Origin of the sequence: Fibrobacter sp. (assembly GCF_045601785.1) — a bacterium.
GTDB lineage: Bacteria > Fibrobacterota > Fibrobacteria > Fibrobacterales > Fibrobacteraceae > Fibrobacter.
Window position 1 is genome coordinate 1 of record NZ_JAZSAF010000031.1, and the last position, 19,886, is coordinate 19,886.

The following is a 19,886-nucleotide window of genomic DNA, read 5'->3' on the forward strand; positions in this document are numbered from 1 at the left end:
GTCGGTTGACAAGTCCATGAGGGAAGTGTATGGGTTGAACCCGTCGGAAGCCCAGTAGGGCAAAAAACAGGTGGCTCCGTCAGGCCGGACTAGTGGCTCTCACTTCTCCGGACTGGCGGCTCCGCCGCTCCGGAATAATCAATAAAATAACTTTCTATGGAGTCAACCGTCGAAGCCATTGCTTCAATTGTTGCAAAATGGAATTTCTCGTTAAGCCTACTTTTTAGAATGTTGAAAAGGTAAGTCTTTCCTCCTCCCCATGGCGCATTGATGCCAACAACATTAATCTTTTCAAGATATTCTTCAATTTTATCTAAATCATAATTTCTTTCAAAAAAATAGTTTGGAGGTTCTATAGCTTTTTTGTTCTTACACACTTTTTTTGCAATGAATCTGCAAATTTCAATAACAACAGCTAATCCAGATAATGCGGCAATTATATACCATACGCAACAGCTGCAATTAGAACTAAAGAAGTGAATCAGGGCAAAAGCAAATATCGTGGGGATACAAACAGTAAGCCAAAGCCTTTTGTTTCGTGATATAGGATAAGCAAAGATTAAAATTGCGGATACACAAAAAAATATTATGAGGTAGTAGCGGTAGTCTACCCCTGGTATGTAAAACAGAATTGATGAAAATATCAATCCTACAAATAAAGAAATGAAAAATTGTTTTAAATTACGTATCATATTATCTAATATATAAAAACACCAGGAACGGCGGATAAACCGAAGTGTAAGCCCCCTTCCTCAGGTCAAAATGTCCGCTTTCAACTCCTAAAACCGGGGCGGAAAGGGGACCTTCATGTCCAGAAAAATTATCAACACAACCCTCAGGGATTCCTTTCTTGAACGCGTAAAGAAGCCGGGATGCCCGTCGGTCAAGACCATCGCCGAAGAAATGGGTCTGCCAAAAGCTACATTGTATTCATGGATTGTCGCAGCACGAGGACGAAGTCGCGAAACTTAAAGGAAGTAGGAGAGATTGGTTGGATTTTTTGTGAAGAAGTCATTTTTGACACTTTATGACAAAATGAGAATGTATATTTGTCAGAAAGGGGTGCCTTTGATAATTTCGAATACAAAATATGTCACAAAAATTCGCATTTCCCTGTTGACAATATGGGTGTTTTTAGTTACATTCATTAACAATAGTACTCGCCACGCGATCCCGTTCTTCGGGAGCGGACCACGGCGAGTCTTTTTATTTTTAGGGGGTCCCGGTGAAATTCAATAAGAAGCCGACCTCCCTCGAAGAACAGGTTGCCCTGTTGAAGAGCCGTGGTGTCGAGATAGATAACGATTCTGCTGCACAAGTTTTGTTACGGGTTAATTACTACCGTTTTTGTGGTTATGGACTCTATTTTGAAGAATTTGACGAAGCAGGGAATCGCCTGGACAAATTTGTGCCCGAAACATCGTTCAACCGAATTCTAGGCCTGTATTTGTGGGACGAAAAACTGAAGACGCTTCTACAAAAGTATCTCAGCCGGTTTGAAATAATGTTCCGTTCTGTCCTGAACTATGTCATGGTGACGGAGACGCAGGAGCCGTTCTGGTTTCTGGATGAGGGCTTGTTTACAAGTTCCATTGATTTGGATAATTTAAAACAGGAGTGCGTTGATGCCTTGGAAAGGGCGATTGACAACAACGAACTTTCCGCAGTCCATTTTAAGGCAGCATATACAGAATCAGATGTTCCGCCATGCTGGATTCTTTCTGAATACCTCTCGTTCGGGAAATGGTCAAAGGTCTTTGGCGCTTTAAAATACCAATCGCATGTGAAAAAGGTCGCTTCTGCGCTAAAGGCTCCGCCTAACGATGTGGTTTCTTGGGCGCGAAGTTTGGTCATTCTCCGTAATCGTTGTGCTCATCACGGACGTCTTTGGGGATATCGCTTCAAAATAAGGCCGTCCCGCACTCCAGCCATGCAAAGGTTGCATTTGGGGAACGATTCTGTCGGTGCCTTGATATTCATCTTGCACGATCTTCTTTCTACGGATTTGTCTGCCCAGAAGGAAATGACTGCCGCATTCAACGAATTGATTTCGGCTTGTCCTGAAAATTTTGAGAAGGCTTTGGGATTGCCGAAGGGGTTTAAGTTTTAAAAAGGAATGTCAAACAATATCGAATAAAAAATTTAAAATTTGCCGCAATTTTATGCCGCGAGAGCCCGCCCCCGGCCCTGGCCGGGGAACGCCCGTAATTCCTTGATGTAAACAATTGTGGCATAATTGATTTTTTTGCGAAACCTCTTGACAAATCTATTTCGTAAACCTAGATGAAACTGTTCGAATCCAGGTCTGAATCCCAGAATGTCGAATTCAAGAAGATTTGGCGTGACGAATACCTGCAGTGGGTCTGCGGTTTTGCAAATGCCCAAGGCGGAACTTTGTACATTGGTATCGATGACATGGGCAATCTGGTCGGGGTGGAAAAGGCAAAGAAACTGGCCGAGGATATCCCGAACAAGATTGTCTCGCTGATGGGGATTGTTCCTGACGTGAATATCCATAAAGAGTCGGGTTTGGAGTATCTCGAAATTGTTGTCAAGCCGAGTAATGTCGCAATATCCTTAAATGGCGCCTACCATTACCGTAGCGGGGCTACCAAGCAGGAACTTCGTGGTACCGCTTTGCAGCAGTTTATCCTTAAAAAATTGGGCATGACTTGGGATGATATTGTTTGCAAAGGGGCAACTTTAAAGGACATTGACCGTAAAGCGGTTGTCTATTTTCTTGAAAAGGCCGTTGATGCGCAGCGCTTGCCCGTTGGTTCGCTCAGGATGCCCACAGAATCTGTTCTGAGAAACCTCAATCTGGTGAATGAAGACAGATGAAGGTGTATGCCGACAGGATTCTTCTGTGGAATGAGGGTAACCTTCCAGAAGGCTTTACCATGGACGATTTGCTTGGCGAGCACACGTCAAGACCGCGCAACAAGAATATCGCCAATGCTTTTTACCGTGCTGGTTTCATTGAATCGTGGGGTCGTGGCATTCAGAAAATCAAGTCCGGCTTCGAGACCGCCGGATTAGCTTCTCCGTCGTTCCAAGCGACTATGGGCGGCATGATGGTCAGCATTTTGAGGCGGGGAAATCCGCATGAAAAAACTAGGGAGAAAACTAGGGAGAAAATTGTTCAACTTATACGGGATGATCCTACAATAACAATGGATCAATTGGCTGAATCGCTAGAAGTGTCCGTAAAGGGCGTTGAATGGCAATTGAATTCGCTCAAAAGAGATAATGTTATTAAGCGTGTCGGCCCTGACAAGGGAGGTCATTGGGAAGTTCTGGGTAAGGGGGAATAATGTCAATAATGCCGCGAGAGCCCGCCCCCGGCCCTGGCCGGGGAACGCCCCGATCCTGACTTAGGTCCAATAGAGGGGGGGGGACTCGAATGGTTGAATTTCATATTTTTTAGGCCAGGGTATTGCATGTCTGCTTTTAAACCATTGTTCGGCAAAGATGTCCTGATCAATGCCGCCTTGTGGGTCGCCACGAGGTTGCCCGAGGATCAGTGTCGCTTGCACAAGATTTTTAAAATCTTGTGGTTTGCGGACTTGTACCACCTGAAAAAATACGGCAGGACCGTCACTGGCGACACGTATATCGCCATGAACAATGGACCAGTGCCGTCTGTCTTGTACGACGAGATGAAGCCGGACCCGTCGGAGGACGATGCCTTCCGGCGTTTCGACCGCGGAAACGAGAAGGGCTTCGTGGTGCCGCTGAAGAGTGTCAATGCGGATTACCTTTCGGAGACCGATGTCGAGGCCCTGACCTACTCGCTTAATTTGTACAAAGACAAGTCATTCGACGAATTGACCCAGTTGTCCCACAAACATGCCTGGAATTCGGCCCGGAACGCGGGCATGAATACGTCCATCAGGATAGATGAAATCCTTGATGAGATTGGTGCGGACAGCGAACTCCGCGAATACGTAAAAGACGATATTCTCTTCAGGCAGACGCTTTAATTATGGAACTATTTGCTGGTTGTCAAGAAAACCGAATCGCTGGTGGTATGCTGTTCCATCAATTTGGAACGCTACCGTTTCAAGCCGGAGGAATCGCAGCCCAAGATTCTGAAGAGCGAGAACGACTTTCTGCATCACGATTCCTTTGTGGACTGTGCGCAGATCTTTGCGATAGATGTGAATGTCTTTCTGGACAACATGAACAAGGGCGTGTTTGTGCCGGTGGGCCTGTTGAACGAAATCTCGATGGCGTTTGTTCTGCGTGCGGGGCAGACCTGCCCGATGTTGAGCAAGATCGAACAGGAATATTTTAAGTAGGGTAGAGATATCTGCAACTTGGCGGGGGTTTCCGCAGCACGAGGACGTGGTCGCGAAACTGAAGGCGGAACTCGCCCGCAAGGAGAAGGCGCTTGCCAAGGCGTGCCGTCGAGGAGGCGCGCCCTGGCCCTACGGGTCGCTCTGGAGTACGGTGCGGGCCTTGCCTCATTCGGCCTTGTAGCCGGTGATGAGGCAATTTTTTATGAAAAAATACCATTTTGTCAGTTTGTGACAAAATGAAATAGTATATTTGGAGTATGCAGCAGATCCTCATTCAAAATTTCGGACCGATTGTCAACAGTTATGGTGTAACCTTGAAAGTAAATAAGGTTACTGTTCTCTGTGGTAGGCAGGGGTCCGGAAAAAGTTCTATTGCTAAGTTGATATCGACCTTCTTTTGGCTTGAGAAAGCCTTGGTTCGAGGTGATTTTGGCGTTAATGAGTTGACTGCAAAAAATGTGTTTCGCGATAAATATTGTGCATTCCATAACATACAGAACTATTTCAAGGCGGATACATATTTTTACTTCAAGGGTACGAAGTTTGAGTTTACCTATGAAAAGGGCTGGCTGAATGTTGCTGAAATAAAAACGACTCGGAACTTTGTCCGTCCACAGGTGATGTATATACCTGCGGAGCGCAATTTGATGGCGGCCTTGGATGATGCCGATAAGATCCAAAATTTGCCGGGTTCATTGTCTGCAATGCTGGATGAATATTCCAGGGCCCTAAGAAATGCTAAAACGCCCCTGTCCCTTCCGCTTAATGGGTTCAAGGTGTCGTACGACGAACTGACCAAGTCTGCTTGGTTGAGTGATTCTAATTTCAGCATAAAAATGACTGAAGCTGCAAGTGGCTTCCAGTCTATGGCTCCAATGGTCATTGTGACGCGTTACTTGTTTAACAAGATTAAGGAAAACAAGAAGGGGGCTGGCTTAGAATCGGCTAGTGAAGTGGAACGACGCAAGATTATTAATCGCGTTACTAAGCTTTTGAAAGATGGGTCGTTGTCTAGTTCAATGCGTGCCACGCTGATTAAGCAACTTCATGCGGGGTATTTTAATGGGCGCTTGGTAAACATTGTTGAAGAACCTGAACAGAATCTTTACCCGGAAACTCAACGTAATGTGTTGAATGAACTTTTGAAGGTCAACAATGAACTGGCTTATAACCAGCTTGTTTTTACGACGCATAGTCCCTATATGTTGAATTACCTTACTCTCGCCATCAAAGCGGGTATGCTTAAGGAAGAATTGAAGCATTCTGCGAAGTCAAAGGAGTTGCTCGGGAAGATGGATTTGATTGTGCCTCGCAGTGGTGCAGTACGCCCGAAGGATGTCTCCATATATGAAATTTCGCATGATGGCGAATTCCAACTTCTGGGCAATTATGATGGTGTTCCTAGTGATACGAATTTTCTGAATTCCGCTTTGAACGATACGAACGAGATGTTCGATGCATTGCTTGAAATCCAGGATGAGGTGCGTGGATAATGGATTTCTTTAATCCCGTATATCGTAAGGAACCACCGCGGAACGACGTCCTTTTTGGCTTGGTTGACAAGGAAGGGGAAGGTTTTGCACGTTCTACGACAAGTAATCCCCGACAAGAATGGGAAGCGGTTGTGGAAAATGCTGGTGCAGCGAAGTTGCAGTTTGTTCCTGTTGATAAGAATATTACGATTGGCAAGGAAAAAGGCGAAGAACGCAGCATGTGTGATGGGATGCTCTATAAAATGGATAAGTCCTGGCTCGCTTTTGTGGAACTTAAAGATCGTACAAGGAAGGCTGTTGGCGATGCTGCTGACCAACTTAAATCGACGATTGATGTTTTTCTGAAGACGAAATCTGCTAAGAACGTGGGAAAACGCTATGCTTACGTAGCGAATCGGCGGCATCCTGATTTTTCGCGGGGAATGGCAGAAGTGAAACAGCAATTCTATAATGCGAGCGGATTTCATCTGTGCTGTAAAAATACGATAGAAGTTAAGTGAGCCCCCGCCCCCGGCCTTGGCCGGGGAACGCCTTTGATAATAGTACTCGCCACGCGATCCCGTTCTTCGGGAGCGGACCACGGCGAGTCTTTTTTTTTGCGAATAATGCGGCGGAATATTGACGATCGCAAATTTTAAGTGACTGCGCCTGTTCTACTCTGTGAAAAATGTCTTGATGTATTGCTGTACCTGCTTGACGGAAAGCGGGGTGGTGGCGCTTTCGAATGTGGCGATGAGGTTCTTACCGAGGGTGTAGCCGCTTGTGGCATAGTGGGCGATTTTCTGCACGGTGTTTTCGGTGTAGTCCGGGTCGCCCATTAGGCCGAAGTGCTCCCAGATGATTTCCTTGCGGGTGCGTATGTCGAGGCAGGTAAAGTCGGGGTAGAGTGTGCCCCAACTTTTGATGCTTGTGGGGTATTCGTAATGGAAGGGGATGCCTGCGCGACTGAGCGCGTCCGCGATAATGACTTCGGATTTGGAGCGGACGCGCACGCCCGTGCTGGTGAAGTATTCGGGGGCGTTGATTTCGAACGGCTTGCTGGTGTAGGGAGTGTGCTGCCAGCTGGCGACGAAGTCTGCGTCGGGTTCGCGCACGGGCGTAACAAGCGCGCGGCGGCCAGGGTGCAACTGCGTGAATGTTTCGTCCAGGGTGTTCGGGCGGTATTCTGCGAGCAGGCGGTCGAGTGCTGCAATCTGCTTGCTGATGACTTCCGCCGTCGCGCTGTTGTAGTCGCGCTGGGCGATAGCAATCGCTTTCTTGATTTCCGCTTTTGGCACGAACTTGCCGTTGACAGGCGCTTTTCTAGTGCTTGATGTGCCGGGCTCGCTCCTTGTGATGTAGTATTGCGGACGGCCGTGGTTCATGCTGACCCGTAGTTTTTGGTCGGCTTTTGCGCTGCCTTTACTGCCGCTTTTATTGCCTCCATTTGTGCTGCCCGCTTGTTTTGCAGCTTCGGGAATGCGTGCCAAAAGCTCTTTGAGTTCAAGGTAGCGGGTGGCCACCGCCTGGATAAGGGTGTCATGCTTGTCGTCGGGCTTGTTCTTTGTCTTTGTCATCTCTATGGCTCCGTTGTAAATAAAAAAAAAGCGCTGATACCGCCATTAGGCAATGTATCAACGCTTGTGCAGATAATATACGAAAAATGGGGGGCCGGAGACAAGTCTTTTTGATTTTTTTACAGGGCGGGGTGGCGGGCGCGTTGAGGCTTGTTTTTTGAGGATGGTGGAGTGCTTTTGGGGTGCCTGTTACGGACTAAAATGCGTGGGCGGTGGATTTAGTCCGTAAAAATTGGCCCGCTGGAGGCTCTTTAGGGGGCTTTTGGGGTGTCTATTACGGACTAAAATGCGTGGGCGGTGGATTTAGTCCGTAAAAAATCCTGCCACTTGGTGGTTAGTTGGTGGTGGTGTGTCGAAAATTACGGACTAAAGAGGCTGTGTGCGGGCTTTAGTCCGTCGTGCAACCGAATTTTGGTGATTAGTTTGTGTGTAATTCGTCGAAAATTACGGACTAAAGTGCCTAGGGGCGTCCAAAAGTCCGTAATTTGGTCCCAAACTAGCCCGCACCCAGCCCCCAGCGGCCCGCATCTCGCCCCAAACTAGCCCGCGCCCAGCCCCCAGCGGCCCGCATCTCGCTGAAAACCTGCAAAACGAACCCGCGTTTTTCGCGTTTTTTTTCATTATCCCCTAATTTTTCCTTTTTTTTCCTTTTTTGTGGCCTTTTTCTTTCTTAATCACTTATATTTGGGATAAACGAACGAGGGTGTTCATGATTAGGGATGTTCGGGTGTTTAGGTGGGCGAGTGTTCTTGCGTTTTTGATGTGCTTTTCGGCGGTTTCTTTTGCTGCCGACATCGTGGCGACGACCTCGAACGGGTCGACGGTGATTCTGCATGACAACGGTCGCTGGGAATACTACCAGAACAACGCGAAAATCCGCGATGTGCGCCCGGACGCTATCCCCGAAGATGCGAAGTTCCAGATTACGGTTCTGTACGAGAGCATAGACAAGCTCAAAAAAGACACCCGCATGATGCTCGAGGGCGAGTTTGCGACCGAGGAGGAAATCCGCGACAGCCTGCGCAAGCTGCCGAAGGGTGGCATCGTCTACTTCCAGGTGCCGACCAAGCAGATCAAGCCTGGCTTTGTGCGCGAGCTGGTCTACTCGATTTACGACAAGGGGAAAAAGCCCGTTTTTTCGCAGCGCTCGCGCGATTCCGAGGCGACCCCGAGCGAAAGCCATGGGGTTTCGAATTTGATGGTCGCTCCTTTGTACGCAAAGCCGAAGTCCAAGGTGCTAAAGGCGAAGGTGTTGAGCGAGTCCGCCCGGCAGACGCTTGAATTCGAGATTCCTGTCAGGTAGCTGCCGTGAAGTTTGCTGTAGTGGATCTGGAAACGACAGGCGGCACTCCCGAGAGTGGCCGCATCACCGAGATAGGAATCGTGCTGCTGGATGACTGCGAGGTGGTTGGCACATTCAGCGCCTTGGTGGACCCGGGCATGCCGATTCAGCCTTTTGTGCAGGGGCTTACGGGTATTACCGATGAGATGGTGCAGGGCAAGCCGCAGTTCTCGGCGGTGGCAGACCAGGTGGCGGAGCTCCTCAAGGACCGCATTTTCGTGGCGCACAATGTGCAGTACGACATCCGTTTTATGCGTACGGAACTGCGCCGCTGCTGTATCAAGATCGATCCGCCGAGGCTCTGCACGGTGAAGCTTTCTCGGCGGTTTTTTCCGGGGCTTCCGAGCTACAGCCTGCACAACTTGGTAAAGTCGCTCGAGCTGCCGGACTTTAATCACCACCGCGCCCTGGCCGATGCGATGGCGGCGGCGGAGATTCTGAAGCTTGCCTACCAAAAGGGCGGCGCCGACAAGATTCTGAAAGAGGTAAAGAACCTTTCGACGCCCAAGAAGCTCAAGGTGGTATAGTTTTTGCAACCTTTATTTTGCAACCTTTTTTGCAACCGCTATTTTGCGACCGTCCGTAAGCCCGCTGAGGCTTGATCAGTTCGCGTTGTGCGATGCGGTGTAGCTCTTCAGGTACTCTTCCATCTCGGCGATGTATAGCCTGCAGATAGTCGAAAGCATAAAGTTCTTTTTTACGATGTAGCCGATTTCCATGGTGCGGTCGTCTTCGCCCTTCGCGTCCTTGAAGGGCACGGCCACGTAGTCCGACCCGTTGATTTCTTCGCTGATGATTCCCGAGCAGAGCGTGTAGCCGTTCAGGCCCACCATCAGGTTCAGCATGGTGGCGCGGTCGTTCGCCTTGATGGTCCTGTGATATTCGTTTGTACTTAAAATCTCTTCGGCAAAGTAGTAGCTGCCGCTTTCGCTCTGTTCAAAAGAAAGGCAGGGGTATGCCGAAAGGTCCTTCAGGTTCACGGACTTCTGGCTTGCGAGCGGGTGATTCTTCCACATGTAGGCGTAGGCCTTGCAGTCGATCAGGTGGTGAAATTCCAGGTCGTGCTCCTTGAGCAGGTAGGTGATGTACTTGCGGTTGAAATCGCTCAGGTACAGGATGCCGATTTCGCTCTTGAGGCCTGCCACGTCGTCGATGACTTCCTTGGTCTTTGTTTCGCGGAGAGCGAAGTCGTAGTCGTCCAGGTTGAACTTCTTGACCATTTCCACGAAGGCCTTGACGGCAAAGGAGTAGTGCTGCGTGGATACGGCGAATTTCTTCTTCTGGTGCACGGCGTCGCTGTAGCGTTCGAGGATTGTTTCGTAGTGGTGGTACAGCTGGCTTGCCTGTGCCACGAACTCTTCCCCTTCGGCGGTGAGCGAGACGCCGCGGCTGGTGCGGTTGAAAATTACGATGCCGATTTCTTCTTCGAGGTCGCGGATGGCGGCAGTGAGCGACGGCTGCGAAATGAACAGGTTCTCGGCGGCCTTGTTGAAGGAGCCCACCTTGGCGATGCCGATGGCGTAACGGAGTTGCTGTAGTGTCATGGTTGCGGTCCTTCCTTGTTCTTGTTTCAATTCCTATTAAACTTGTAGGAATGAAATATAGGAAAATCCTATTACACCGTCAAGCGATTTTGGGGTATTTGGCTATACTATTTTCCTGCATGGTGTGATAGGTATAATTTATAACAAAAAGGGGACCCTATTTTTTATATTTGAGCGCGTTTTTAGAATCCGTTCAACTTTTCAAGGAGCTACAGAATGGAAAAGCGTACGGGCCTTTTTGCAAGCGGAATCATCTGGTTCGGTGTCGCCATTTCTGTCTCTGAAATCGAGGCGGGCATCGAGATCGGTGCTATGGCGAAGGTGCCGCTCTGGCTTCCGCTGATTCTTGGGCACCTGCTTGGCGGCATCATGCTCTTTTTCGTGGGGCTTATCGGGGCTCGCCTGCGTGTGAACGCAATGGAAACGACGACTTCGACTTTTGGCCGTTACGGCTCCAAGTTCTTTGCGGCGCTCAACCTGTTCCAGTTGATGGCGTGGGTCGCGGTGCTGAACGCCCAGGGGGCGCTTGCCCTTGCGGGGCTCTCACTTCCGATTTCGTTTCCACTCACCTGCGTCATTCTGGCAGCTCTGATTGGCATCTGGGTCTTTGTCGGGCTCAAGCGCTCGGCGAATGTGACGACGGCGGTGATGGCGGTGCTTGCCGTGCTGCTCGTGGTGCTTTCGTTCAAGCTTATTGGCGTGGGTGTTCCCGCTGCGACCACTTCGGCAGGCGCTGCCGCGACGCTTGGCTTCTGGAACATTTTCGAGATTTCCATTGCGATGCCCATCTCCTGGCTTCCGGTGATTTCGGACTACACCCGCGATGTCGAGAAGCCTGTCAAGGCGACGCTCGTCTCTGCGGCGGCGTACACGGTTGCAAGCCTCTGGATGTACATTCTCGGTGTAATGATTGCGCACATCGGTAACGGCTGCGACATCGCGCATGCGATTCTTTTGGCGGGGCTTGGTGTTCCGGGAATCGTCATCGTGGTGCTTTCGACGGTGACGACGAACTTCTTGGCAGCAAATTCCGCGGGCGAGTCGGCGAAGGCCATTGTCGGAAGTATCAATCCCAAGGTGGCCGGTGTCGTGGTGAGCGCCCTGAGTGCGGCCATAGCCATTTCGGGAATCATGGACCACTACATCAGCTTCCTTTACATGATAGCTTCTGTGTTTGCGCCGATGGCCGCGGTGCTGCTGGTGTCGTTCTTCCTGGCGAAGAGAAATGGCGAAGGGCTCGGTTTTTGGCTTTGGAACCTGTTTGCGTGGCTGGTCGGCTTTGGCACCTATCAGGTGGCGGAACGCCTGGACTCCGTTTTCCTTGGTCCTACGCTCTTGTCGGTTGTCGTCTCGGCTCTGATTTCGTATATTTGGGTGCTGAAAAAAAGGTTCAGCTGATCTGACATGCCGCAAAAGAAAATCGCGCTCATCAATGATATCACGGGTTTCGGCAGGTGCTCCATCGCCGTCATGGCTCCCATTGTATCGGCCATGAAAATCCAGTCGGTGGTGGTGCCGACGGCGATCCTTTCGACGCATACGCAGTTTAGCGAATATTACTTTGACGATTACACCCCCAAGATGCGCGACTACATCCAGACCTACAAGAATCTGGATATGGAATTCGACGCGATTGCGACGGGCTTTCTGGGCTCGGTGGAGCAAGTGGATATCGTCGTCGACTTCATCAGGCATTTCAAGAAGCCAGGCGTTTTTACGCTGGTGGACCCGGTAATGGGCGACTACGGTAAGCTCTACAAGACCTACACTCCGGAACTTTCGGCGAAGATGAAGAACCTGGTGCGCTATGCGGACATTCTGACGCCGAACTTGACGGAACTCTGCGCGCTGATGGACGAAGACTACCACAACGGCGAATTTGACGCCAAGGCGCTTACGGCCATGTGCGAAAAGCTGAGCGCGCAGGGACCCGCACATATCGTGGTGACGGGAATCCACTACAACGACAAGCAGATCATGAACTTCGTCTACAGCAGGGGAGAGTCCCCGCGGGTGCTCCTGGTAGACCGCATCGGTGGCGACCGCAGCGGTACGGGCGATGTGATCAGCGCCGTTATTGCGGGCAAGTACCTGAACGGCCACGATTTTTACGATTCGGTCCGTTGCGCGGCCGATTATGCGTCCAAGTGCATCGGCTACTGCGAAAAAAACAAAGTCCCCGAACATTGGGGGCTCTGCTTCGAAATGTATCTTCGCGATTTAATCGAAGACGGCGAGCCTTAGTAGGGGCGATCCCTAGTAGGGCTGTTCTTCGGTCAGGCGCTTCTGGAAGTCGTCGTGCACCAGCGGCTTGTCGAACAGGAATCCCTGGACATTGTTGCAGTTGATGCTGCGCAGGTATTGTGCCTGCTTTTCAGTTTCGACTCCCTCGGCGATAACTTCCTTCTTGAGCTCGTTCGCCATGTTCACCACGTTACGGATGATGACTTCGTCCTTTGATTCGGGATTTCCGATGTTGTTCAAAAGCGACTTGTCGAGCTTGACGGTAGAAATGTTGAAGTCCTTGAGCACGTTCAGTGTCGAGTAACCTGTACCGAAATCGTCAATGGAGACGGCGATGCCGTTTTCGGACATGGTGTTCACGAAGTTCTGCATAGCGAGCGCGTCGTCGTAGTCGGAAACTTCGGTGAGCTCGATTTCGATGTACTTGCCCTCGATGTTGTGCTTGTGCATGATTTCGAGAATGCGGCTTGCAAAGTCGCGGTTCTTCAGGTGCAGTTTCGAAAAATTCGTGGAGATGCGTTGCGGTTCGATGCCTGCGTTCAGCCACTGGCGAATGTCGGAACATGCCGTCTCGAACACGTAGAAGTCGAGGTCGCAGATTGTGCCTTCGCGTTCCAGGATGGGAATGAAGTCCATCGGCGGGACGATGGTCTTGTGGCGAATCCAGCGCACAAGCGCTTCGGCGCCGCAGAGCTTCTTGGTGGTCAGGTCGACTTTCGGCTGAAAGAATATGACGAATTCCTTGTTGCGGATGGCGTTGTGGAATTCGCTCGAGATTTCCTTTTGGTGCAGCGTGCGGACGAACATTTCTTTGGTAAAGAACATGATGTCGCGAGTCTTGATGGCTTTCGCCGCGTTCATGGCGGTGCCTGCGCTGCTGATGGCGTCCCCGATGTTTGTGTTCTTTTCGAGCGGGTAGACGCCCATGCGGGTCTGGATGCGGATGTTCTGTGGCTTGGGCCCTTGGTTGAGTACCAGTTCGCAGGAGCTGAACTTGGAAATGAAGCCGTCCTGGTGTTCCTTCTTGACGAGCGCGAAGAAATTGTCTCCGCCGAGTCGTGCGATGAGTTCGCGGTCGTCCAGGTTCATCAGAATCTGGCGCACGAACATTTTGAGCGTAAGGTCGCCCATCTGGTCGCCCAGGGACTTGTTCACGTACTTGAAGTTCTTCAGGTTCATGAATATGGCGGTGTAGTCCTTGAGCGAATCGCCGATGTATTGCTGGTAGAAGGCGAAGATTCCCGTCTGGTTGTAGGCGCCGGTCATCGCGTCGGTGATGGTTGCCTTGCGGGTGTTGCCCATGAGCCTTGCGCGACCTGTAAGGATGAAAAAGTCCCAGCTTAAAAGCTGCACCATCTGCCTTTCGGAATCGCTGAAGATGTGACCTTCGACCGGGTGCGCCTGGAAGGTGAAAGAACCCTGCTCGCCGGTGCTCATCGTCTCGGAGAAGTCCACGTTGGCTGGAATAGCGGGGAGCTTTTTCTTGTCGTGGTAGGCGGTGAACTCGCCAGAGAGCCCGTTCGGTGCAAACTGGCTGATGGGGGCGTAGAAGATGCAGTGGATGTATCCGATGTTTGCGATCTGGGCGATGGGGGGTATGTTTCTTGCCATTACGGCGAACATCTCGTCTGTCGTATAGATAGAGCCAAGAAGCTTGGACCTAAAGTCGAGATACATATCGTTGTAGAGCGAAATATCCATTAACATCCTCAATAAACCGCGCCAAATGTAAAAAAATATGCCATGCAATGCAAGCTTTTTATATGCTTTTTTCTGATGGAACGCTTGCAAGAGCCGATATATTTATTAGTTTAAACTAACTTTTGTACGGCGGGAACTCTGCTCGACTGCCCCCGATGGAGTCTTTTCGCTCCAAACAGATAGATGGCGAAACCTTTAAAATTCTATCTTTTTGCCCGCATTTAAAGAGGTAATCTCCTATGAGTAATGAGGCAGAAAAGCCGAATTTCATTACGACCTCTCTTGACTTTCTGGTCAACTGGGGCCGAACGAACTCCCTGTGGCCGTTCCCTTATGGAACTGCCTGCTGCGCAATCGAATTTATGAGTACCGAAGTGGGCCGCTACGACTTGTCCCGTATCGGGTCTGAATACGTGCGTTTTACGCCGCGTCAGTCCGACGTGCTGCTTGTGGCCGGTACCATTTCCTATAAGCAAGCGCCAATACTCAAGCGCATGTACGAACAGATGGCCGAACCCCGTTGGGTGATCGCCATGGGTGCCTGCGCCAGCTCCGGTGGTTTCTATGACTGCTACTGCACGGTGCCGGGCATTGACCATATCATTCCGGTGGATGTGTATATCGGTGGTTGCCCCTCCCGTCCGGAAGCGTTCTTCGAGGCGATGTTTGACCTCCAGAAGAAGATCAAGGATGAGTCCTACATGAAGCAGCGTGCCGAACGCGTCAAGGACCAGCTCGAAATGATCAAGGCGAAGACCGAACAGGCGAAGGCGGAAGCCCGCGATTTTGCCCGTGAAAAGACTGCCGAAATCAAGGAATTCGTAGCTGAAAAAGAGCAGGAACTTGTCAAGAAAGCACAGTTCTGGAAGGAGTAATGATGGAAGCCAATGAAATGACTTTTGCAGAAACGGTCGTTTCTGTCCTCACCTCCAAGTTTGGTGGCAAGAAGGACGATGCGGCCAAGTGGGACGCCTGCGTGGTGGTCCCGAAGGAATACCTGCACAATGCGGTTGAATTCCTGAAGAACGATCCGTCGATGCAGTTCGACATGCTCCTCGACCTCGCCGGTATCGACTACCTGACCTACCCGAACCATGAAGGTCCGCGTTTTGCCGTGAGCTACGCTTTTAAGAGCATGAAGAATCCGGGCCGCCGCGTCCGTCTTAAGGTGCTGGTCAGCGAAGCCGACCTGAAGGTGCCGACCCTTACAGATTTGTATGCAAGCGCCAACTGGCTCGAACGCGAAGTCTACGACCAGTTCGGTCTTGTGTTCGAAGGTCACCCCGACCTGCGCCGCATTTTGAACCATGTTGAATTTGTGGGCCATCCGCTCCGCAAGGATTATCCTGCCCAGAAGCGCCAGTGGCTTTCGACGAGCGATTTCTTGATTCCTGAACTGGAAAAGCGCCTGGAAGACAAGGGCTACAAGGTGATCCAGCGTTCCAAGGAAATCATGCCTGTCGAAGAAGAATATCTTGAAGGGAGTATCAGAGAATGATCGTACTTGACCCGAATGGCGAAAAGATGAACCTGATGGCCCTGAACGTGGGCCCGACGCATCCGGCGACACACCACTGCGTGCGCTTGCTGGCTGCCCTCGATGGCGAAACCATCGTGGCCGGTGTCCATGAAATCGGCTTTATGCACCGCGGTTTTGAAAAGATGGTCGAACGCGGCACCTGGCAGCAGGTGATCCCGTACACCGACCGCTTGAACTACTGCTCTGCAATGATGAACAACATTGCATTCTGCCGCGCTGTCGAAAACATGTACGGTATCGAAATCCCGGAACGCACCAAGGTGCTTCGCGTGATTGTGAACGAACTCTCCCGTATCAACGACCACTTTATTTGTGTGGCAGCTGCTTTCCAGGACTTGGGCGGTACCACACCGTTCATGTATGCCTTCAACCCGCGTGAAGAAATCATGCTGATTTGGGAAAAGCTCACGGGCGCACGCCTTACGAACAGCTTTGCCCGTATCGGTGGCCTCTACCGCGACAGCTACGACGGCTTCGAAGATGATGTGCTCGCTGCTTGCAAGTCGGTGGAAAAGGCCCTCAAGGACCTGCACGCCTGCTTGGACCGCAACCGTATCTTCCTTGACCGTACCGTGGGTGTCGGCAAGATTTCTGCCGAACGCGCTATCAGCTACGGCTGGACTGGTCCGTGTCTCCGTGCGACGGGTGTCGAAAGCGACCTCCGCAAGGACGAACCTTACTACGACTACGAAACCTACGACTGGGAAGTCGTGGTGGGAACCCAGGGCGACGCCAACGACCGCCTGCAGGTGCGCCTTGCCGAAATTGAAGAATCCGTGAAGATTGTGCGCCAGGCCCTGAAGCGCCTCGCTCCGGGCCCGGTCGACATCGTCGACCCACGCATCCGCGTGCCAGCGCACAAGCTTGCCTACCAGGACATGGAAGCCCTTATCGGCCGCTTCAAGAGCGTGTACGAAGGTGTGCGCGTGCCCGAAGGCGAATACTACTGCGCAAGCGAATGCGCGAACGGCGAACTTGGCTTTACCATCGTAAGCGATGGCAGCGGCCACCCCTACCGCATCAAGGTGCGTTCCCCGTCGTTTGCCCATGTGTCTGCATTTAACGAACTGGTCGAAGGCCTGACCCTTGCCGACTCCATGGCAACGCTGCCTGGCCTCAACATGATTGCTGGAGAACTTGACCGATGACACAACATATTCAAGGTGCAGTTCAGTTTGTATCGAATAACCATTTGAAGTTTGACGGTCCGAGCGAAGCGATTCCCGCGCTCCCGGATCCGGGTCAGACTTTTGGCTACGTGAACAAGCCTGTTCCGCAGCCCGCTCCGAAGGAAGTGCTCGCAAAGCTTGACACTCCCGAAATCAAGGAACGTTGCGCCGACTTGCTCAGCCGCTACCCGGTGGGCCAGGGCGCTCTGCTTGAAGTCCTTTGGCTGGTGCAGGGCGTGTTCGGCTGGGTTCCGACCGAAGGTATCCGCTGGGCGGCAAACGTCTGCGGTTGCGCTCCGGCACACGCTCTCGGCGTCGCTACTTTCTATACCATGTACAACCACGCCCCGAAGGGCAAGTTCCTGTTGCAGTTCTGCCGCAACATCAGCTGCGCTATCAAGGGTGCCCAGCCGCTGATCAAGTATGTGGAAAACAAGCTCGGCATCAAGAGCGGCGAAACTACTCCCGACGGCATGTTTACCGTGCTTCAGGTGGAATGCCTGGGTAGCTGCGGCAATGGCCCGATGATGCTCGTGAACGATGACTTCGCCACCGACGTGGTCGACGGTCAGCTCAAGATGAAGCGCGGTACGACTCTTACCGAAGCTAGCATCGACCGCATTATCGACTGGTGCAAGGCTCACGCGAACAACATTCCGAAGCACGACGTGCTCGGCGGCACAGTGAAGGGCCACGGCGGCCATCCCGGTGCTCCGGGTGCTACGGCCAAGCCGCAGGTCGCTGACTACGCTCCGCCTTCTCCGGTGCTTAACGTGAAGGCTGAAGCCGACGAAAATGGCGCCACCCTCACCTGGAAGGGCGCTCCCGAATTCACGAAGATTGTCGTCGAAAAGAAGAACGGCAGCAATTGGGTCGCTGTCGGTGAACCCGGCGTGAAGGACAAGGCTTTTGTGGATGCTGCCGGCAAGGCGGGCGATGTGTATCGCATGATTGCAACTTCCGGTGAACGTACGGCAAAACCTTCCAAGGAAGCGGTGACTACGCAGAAGCCCGCTCCGGTAGAGGAGGCTAAGTAATTATGGCTGAAGTAGTAAAAGTTTGTACAGGAAATTTTGGCAAGGGCGCCCAGGACATTGAAGTCTACAAGAAACTGGGCGGCTACGCAAACATTTCGGATCGCTTGTTCAACATGAGCCAGTTCGAAGTGATTGACTACGTACAACGTTCCGGCCTTCGTGGCCGTGGCGGTGCTGGCTTCCCGACCGGTATGAAGTGGAGCTTTGTTCCGCGCAATTCCGGCAAGCCCGTGTACATTGTAGTGAACGCTGACGAAGGCGAAGGCGGTACCTTTAAGGATCACTTCTTGATGATGGAAGATCCGCACCGCTTGATCGAAGGCTTGATTATTGCAGCCTGGGCTCTCGGTAGCCGTGCCGCATACATTTACTGCCGTGGCGAATTCCTGCCCTGCATCGAAAGCCTGAACAAGGCTTTGAACCAGGCATACGCCGCCGGTTACCTCGGCGAAAACATTTGCGGCACCAAGTTCAGTTTCGATATCTTTGTTCACCGTGGCGCTGGCGCCTACATTTGCGGTGAAGAAACTGCTCTTATTAACTCGCTCGAAGGCCAGAAGGGGCAGCCCCGTCTGAAGCCACCTTTCCCGGCGGTGAGTGGCGCCTGGAAGAGCCCGACTTGCGTGAACAACGTCGAAACCATTATGGCTCTCCCCTGGATTTTCCAGCATGAACCCGAAGAATACGCCAAGATGGGTACACCCCGTGCCGGCGGTACCAAGGTGTTCTGCATCTCGGGCGACGTGAAGAATCCGGGCGTGTACGAAGCTCCGCTCGGCACTCCGATGATGACGATGATTAACGAATACGCCGGTGGCGTCGTGGGCGGAAACCTGAAGGCGGTACTTCCGGGTGGTTCCTCTTGCGCTCCGCTGAACGCGGGCGAATGCGCCGTTGCCACTATGGACTACGAATGCCTCGCCTCCATGAAGACGATGTTCGGTTCGGGCGCCATGATCGTGATTAACGATACGCACAACATGGCTGAACTCCTGAACGTGCTCGGCAACTTCTACAGCCACGAATCTTGCGGCCAGTGCACTCCGTGCCGCGAAGGTACGGGTCTTCTGCACCGCATTCTGAACCAGATTGTGGAAGGCAAGGGCCACGACGGCGACGTGGAACTCATGCAGAGCCTTTCTGGTGGATTTGGCGGCGTGACGATTTGTCCGCTGTCTATTTCGCTCGGTGGCCCGGTGGGCTCCTACACCGCGAAGTTCAGAGCCGACTTCGATGAACTGATTGCAAAGAACCCCGACCACGCCAAGCCGCGTGTTCAGGAAAACTATCGTCCTGGAATTTTCTGGTAATAATATGAGTAACTTCTACAACATGCCGAAACTCCCGACCGAGAACAGCCCGAAGGTGGAAATCTTCGTGGACGACAAGGCCGTGATGGTTCCTGGCGATACGAACCTGCTCGAAGCTTTGAAGGCTGTCGGGATTGAAACTCCTCACGTCTGTTACCACCCGTATTTGCCGGTGTCCGGTAACTGCCGCCAGTGCCTGGTGGAGCAAGAAGGCCCCCGAGGCCGTATGCTCGTGATTGCCTGCTACACGCCGGTCGCTCCGGGCATGAAGATTTACACGCCCGCATCTAGTGCCCGCGTGAAGAACGCCCGCAAGGCCACCCAGGAATTCATGCTGGTGAACCACCCGCTGGATTGCCCGATTTGCGACCAAGCCGGCGAATGCAAATTGCAGGAATACACCAACGACTACGGCAGCGGCACCCACCGCTTCACCGAAGCCAAAATCAAAAAAGGCAAAAACCTTTCCATCGGCCCGCGCGTTAATTTGGACCAAGAGCGCTGCGTGCTTTGCCGCCGCTGCGTGCGCTTCATGAAAGAGATTGTAGGCGAAGAGGTACTGGGCGTGGTAGGCCGCGGGGCACACAACGCCATAGCCCTTTACCCCGGGGCTACGCTGGACAGCAATTACTCCATGAACGTGGTAGAC

General features: G+C 51.9%; 22 protein-coding genes. 18 read left to right on the plus strand and 4 right to left on the minus strand.

The features are described 5' to 3' along the window. Positions 1–89 precede the first annotated feature (89 nt). Positions 90–692: a P-loop NTPase fold protein gene (locus ACKI61_RS05010; RefSeq protein WP_407456679.1), complete on the minus strand. Its 603-nt coding sequence runs from the start codon at positions 690–692 to the stop codon at positions 90–92. Between the two features lie 115 nt (positions 693–807). On the opposite strand from ACKI61_RS05010, the gene ACKI61_RS05015 reads away from it, so the two are divergent. The 8 genes from ACKI61_RS05015 (at position 808) to ACKI61_RS05050 (ending at position 6,294) form a co-directional block, all read left to right on the plus strand. Then, on the plus strand, positions 808–972 hold the full coding sequence (locus ACKI61_RS05015; protein ID WP_407456680.1) for a hypothetical protein: 165 nt from the start codon (positions 808–810) through the stop codon (positions 970–972). Positions 973–1,225: 253 nt separating this feature from the next. After that, a complete protein-coding gene (locus ACKI61_RS05020) occupies positions 1,226–2,110 on the plus strand; it encodes an Abi family protein (protein WP_407456681.1) in 885 nt (294 codons plus the stop codon). A 173-nt stretch (positions 2,111–2,283) separates the two neighbouring features. Then, the gene (locus tag ACKI61_RS05025) at positions 2,284–2,841 is read left to right on the plus strand and encodes a helix-turn-helix domain-containing protein (RefSeq protein ID WP_407456682.1); all 558 of its coding nucleotides are present in this window, start codon (positions 2,284–2,286) and stop codon (positions 2,839–2,841) included. Beyond that, positions 2,838–3,314 (plus strand): ATP-binding protein, encoded by a 477-nt coding sequence (locus ACKI61_RS05030; RefSeq protein ID WP_407456683.1) that lies wholly within the window; start codon positions 2,838–2,840, stop codon positions 3,312–3,314. Before ACKI61_RS05025 ends, ACKI61_RS05030 begins: the two co-directional genes overlap by 4 nt. Before the next feature lie 126 nt (positions 3,315–3,440). Next, positions 3,441–3,983 (plus strand): Panacea domain-containing protein, encoded by a 543-nt coding sequence (locus ACKI61_RS05035; protein WP_407456684.1) that lies wholly within the window; start codon positions 3,441–3,443, stop codon positions 3,981–3,983. Between the two features lie 12 nt (positions 3,984–3,995). Next, the gene (locus ACKI61_RS05040) at positions 3,996–4,301 is read left to right on the plus strand and encodes a hypothetical protein (protein WP_407456685.1); all 306 of its coding nucleotides are present in this window, start codon (positions 3,996–3,998) and stop codon (positions 4,299–4,301) included. A gap of 257 nt (positions 4,302–4,558) precedes the next feature. After that, entirely contained in the window at positions 4,559–5,794 is a 1,236-nt protein-coding gene (locus ACKI61_RS05045; RefSeq protein WP_407456686.1) for an AAA family ATPase, read from the plus strand. Further along, positions 5,794–6,294 carry a hypothetical protein gene (locus tag ACKI61_RS05050; RefSeq protein WP_407456687.1) on the plus strand — a complete coding sequence of 167 codons (501 nt, stop codon included), beginning with the start codon at positions 5,794–5,796 and terminating at the stop codon, positions 6,292–6,294. The genes ACKI61_RS05045 and ACKI61_RS05050 overlap by 1 nt, the downstream gene beginning before the upstream one ends. A 153-nt stretch (positions 6,295–6,447) precedes the next feature. On the opposite strand, the gene ACKI61_RS05055 is transcribed toward ACKI61_RS05050, so the two are convergent. Next, the gene (locus tag ACKI61_RS05055) at positions 6,448–7,350 is read right to left on the minus strand and encodes a hypothetical protein (RefSeq protein ID WP_407456688.1); all 903 of its coding nucleotides are present in this window, start codon (positions 7,348–7,350) and stop codon (positions 6,448–6,450) included. A gap of 709 nt (positions 7,351–8,059) precedes the next feature. Here ACKI61_RS05055 and ACKI61_RS05060 point away from each other — a divergent pair. Further along, positions 8,060–8,653 carry a hypothetical protein gene (locus ACKI61_RS05060; protein WP_407456689.1) on the plus strand — a complete coding sequence of 198 codons (594 nt, stop codon included), beginning with the start codon at positions 8,060–8,062 and terminating at the stop codon, positions 8,651–8,653. 5 nt (positions 8,654–8,658) lie between these two features. Then, on the plus strand, positions 8,659–9,219 hold the full coding sequence (locus tag ACKI61_RS05065; RefSeq protein WP_407456690.1) for a PolC-type DNA polymerase III: 561 nt from the start codon (positions 8,659–8,661) through the stop codon (positions 9,217–9,219). A 75-nt stretch (positions 9,220–9,294) separates the two neighbouring features. Here ACKI61_RS05065 and ACKI61_RS05070 read toward each other — a convergent pair whose 3' ends face one another. Then, positions 9,295–10,236 carry a LysR family transcriptional regulator gene (locus ACKI61_RS05070; RefSeq protein WP_407456691.1) on the minus strand — a complete coding sequence of 314 codons (942 nt, stop codon included), beginning with the start codon at positions 10,234–10,236 and terminating at the stop codon, positions 9,295–9,297. Between the two features lie 216 nt (positions 10,237–10,452). On the opposite strand from ACKI61_RS05070, the gene ACKI61_RS05075 reads away from it, so the two are divergent. Together ACKI61_RS05075 and ACKI61_RS05080 are read left to right on the plus strand one after the other, a co-directional pair. Next, on the plus strand, positions 10,453–11,634 hold the full coding sequence (locus ACKI61_RS05075; RefSeq protein ID WP_407456692.1) for a cytosine permease: 1,182 nt from the start codon (positions 10,453–10,455) through the stop codon (positions 11,632–11,634). 6 nt (positions 11,635–11,640) lie between these two features. Continuing rightward, a complete protein-coding gene (locus ACKI61_RS05080; protein ID WP_407456693.1) occupies positions 11,641–12,480 on the plus strand; it encodes a pyridoxamine kinase in 840 nt (279 codons plus the stop codon). Positions 12,481–12,492: 12 nt separating this feature from the next. On the opposite strand, the gene ACKI61_RS05085 is transcribed toward ACKI61_RS05080, so the two are convergent. Continuing rightward, the gene (locus tag ACKI61_RS05085; RefSeq protein ID WP_407456694.1) at positions 12,493–14,181 is read right to left on the minus strand and encodes a putative bifunctional diguanylate cyclase/phosphodiesterase; all 1,689 of its coding nucleotides are present in this window, start codon (positions 14,179–14,181) and stop codon (positions 12,493–12,495) included. 239 nt (positions 14,182–14,420) lie between these two features. Between ACKI61_RS05085 and nuoB the strand changes: the two genes are divergently transcribed. The 6 genes from nuoB to ACKI61_RS05115 all read left to right on the plus strand — a co-directional run. Further along, positions 14,421–15,056 (plus strand): NADH-quinone oxidoreductase subunit B, encoded by a 636-nt coding sequence (gene nuoB, locus ACKI61_RS05090; RefSeq protein ID WP_298771128.1) that lies wholly within the window; start codon positions 14,421–14,423, stop codon positions 15,054–15,056. 2 nt (positions 15,057–15,058) lie between these two features. Beyond that, on the plus strand, positions 15,059–15,679 hold the full coding sequence (locus ACKI61_RS05095) for an NADH-quinone oxidoreductase subunit C (RefSeq protein WP_407456695.1): 621 nt from the start codon (positions 15,059–15,061) through the stop codon (positions 15,677–15,679). Further along, on the plus strand, positions 15,676–16,869 hold the full coding sequence (locus ACKI61_RS05100) for an NADH-quinone oxidoreductase subunit D (RefSeq protein ID WP_073318559.1): 1,194 nt from the start codon (positions 15,676–15,678) through the stop codon (positions 16,867–16,869). The genes ACKI61_RS05095 and ACKI61_RS05100 overlap by 4 nt, the downstream gene beginning before the upstream one ends. Continuing rightward, positions 16,866–17,927: an NAD(P)H-dependent oxidoreductase subunit E gene (locus ACKI61_RS05105; RefSeq protein WP_407456696.1), complete on the plus strand. Its 1,062-nt coding sequence runs from the start codon at positions 16,866–16,868 to the stop codon at positions 17,925–17,927. Before ACKI61_RS05100 ends, ACKI61_RS05105 begins: the two co-directional genes overlap by 4 nt. 2 nt (positions 17,928–17,929) lie before the next feature. Further along, positions 17,930–19,237, plus strand: coding sequence for an NADH-quinone oxidoreductase subunit NuoF (nuoF, locus tag ACKI61_RS05110; RefSeq protein ID WP_300086108.1), 1,308 nt, complete (start codon positions 17,930–17,932; stop codon positions 19,235–19,237). A 4-nt stretch (positions 19,238–19,241) separates the two neighbouring features. Then, positions 19,242–19,886 (plus strand): 2Fe-2S iron-sulfur cluster-binding protein (locus ACKI61_RS05115; protein WP_407456697.1); only part of this gene is annotated, 645 nt, incomplete at its 3' end.

Excerpts from the sequence above, each read along its gene's own strand:
- ACKI61_RS05010 (WP_407456679.1), bottom strand. The coding sequence starts at position 692 with ATGATACGTAATTTAAAACAATTTTTCATTTCTTTATTTGTAGGATTG.
- ACKI61_RS05015 (WP_407456680.1), top strand. The coding sequence starts at position 808 with ATGTCCAGAAAAATTATCAACACAACCCTCAGGGATTCCTTTCTTGAA.
- ACKI61_RS05025 (WP_407456682.1), top strand. The coding sequence starts at position 2,284 with ATGAAACTGTTCGAATCCAGGTCTGAATCCCAGAATGTCGAATTCAAG.
- ACKI61_RS05030 (WP_407456683.1), top strand. The coding sequence starts at position 2,838 with ATGAAGGTGTATGCCGACAGGATTCTTCTGTGGAATGAGGGTAACCTT.
- ACKI61_RS05035 (WP_407456684.1), top strand. The coding sequence starts at position 3,441 with ATGTCTGCTTTTAAACCATTGTTCGGCAAAGATGTCCTGATCAATGCC.
- ACKI61_RS05045 (WP_407456686.1), top strand. The coding sequence starts at position 4,559 with ATGCAGCAGATCCTCATTCAAAATTTCGGACCGATTGTCAACAGTTAT.
- ACKI61_RS05050 (WP_407456687.1), top strand. The coding sequence starts at position 5,794 with ATGGATTTCTTTAATCCCGTATATCGTAAGGAACCACCGCGGAACGAC.
- ACKI61_RS05055 (WP_407456688.1), bottom strand. The coding sequence starts at position 7,350 with ATGACAAAGACAAAGAACAAGCCCGACGACAAGCATGACACCCTTATC.
- ACKI61_RS05060 (WP_407456689.1), top strand. The coding sequence starts at position 8,060 with ATGATTAGGGATGTTCGGGTGTTTAGGTGGGCGAGTGTTCTTGCGTTT.
- ACKI61_RS05070 (WP_407456691.1), bottom strand. The coding sequence starts at position 10,236 with ATGACACTACAGCAACTCCGTTACGCCATCGGCATCGCCAAGGTGGGC.
- ACKI61_RS05075 (WP_407456692.1), top strand. The coding sequence starts at position 10,453 with ATGGAAAAGCGTACGGGCCTTTTTGCAAGCGGAATCATCTGGTTCGGT.
- ACKI61_RS05080 (WP_407456693.1), top strand. The coding sequence starts at position 11,641 with ATGCCGCAAAAGAAAATCGCGCTCATCAATGATATCACGGGTTTCGGC.
- ACKI61_RS05085 (WP_407456694.1), bottom strand. The coding sequence starts at position 14,181 with ATGGATATTTCGCTCTACAACGATATGTATCTCGACTTTAGGTCCAAG.
- nuoB (WP_298771128.1), top strand. The coding sequence starts at position 14,421 with ATGAGTAATGAGGCAGAAAAGCCGAATTTCATTACGACCTCTCTTGAC.
- ACKI61_RS05095 (WP_407456695.1), top strand. The coding sequence starts at position 15,059 with ATGGAAGCCAATGAAATGACTTTTGCAGAAACGGTCGTTTCTGTCCTC.
- ACKI61_RS05100 (WP_073318559.1), top strand. The coding sequence starts at position 15,676 with ATGATCGTACTTGACCCGAATGGCGAAAAGATGAACCTGATGGCCCTG.
- ACKI61_RS05105 (WP_407456696.1), top strand. The coding sequence starts at position 16,866 with ATGACACAACATATTCAAGGTGCAGTTCAGTTTGTATCGAATAACCAT.
- nuoF (WP_300086108.1), top strand. The coding sequence starts at position 17,930 with ATGGCTGAAGTAGTAAAAGTTTGTACAGGAAATTTTGGCAAGGGCGCC.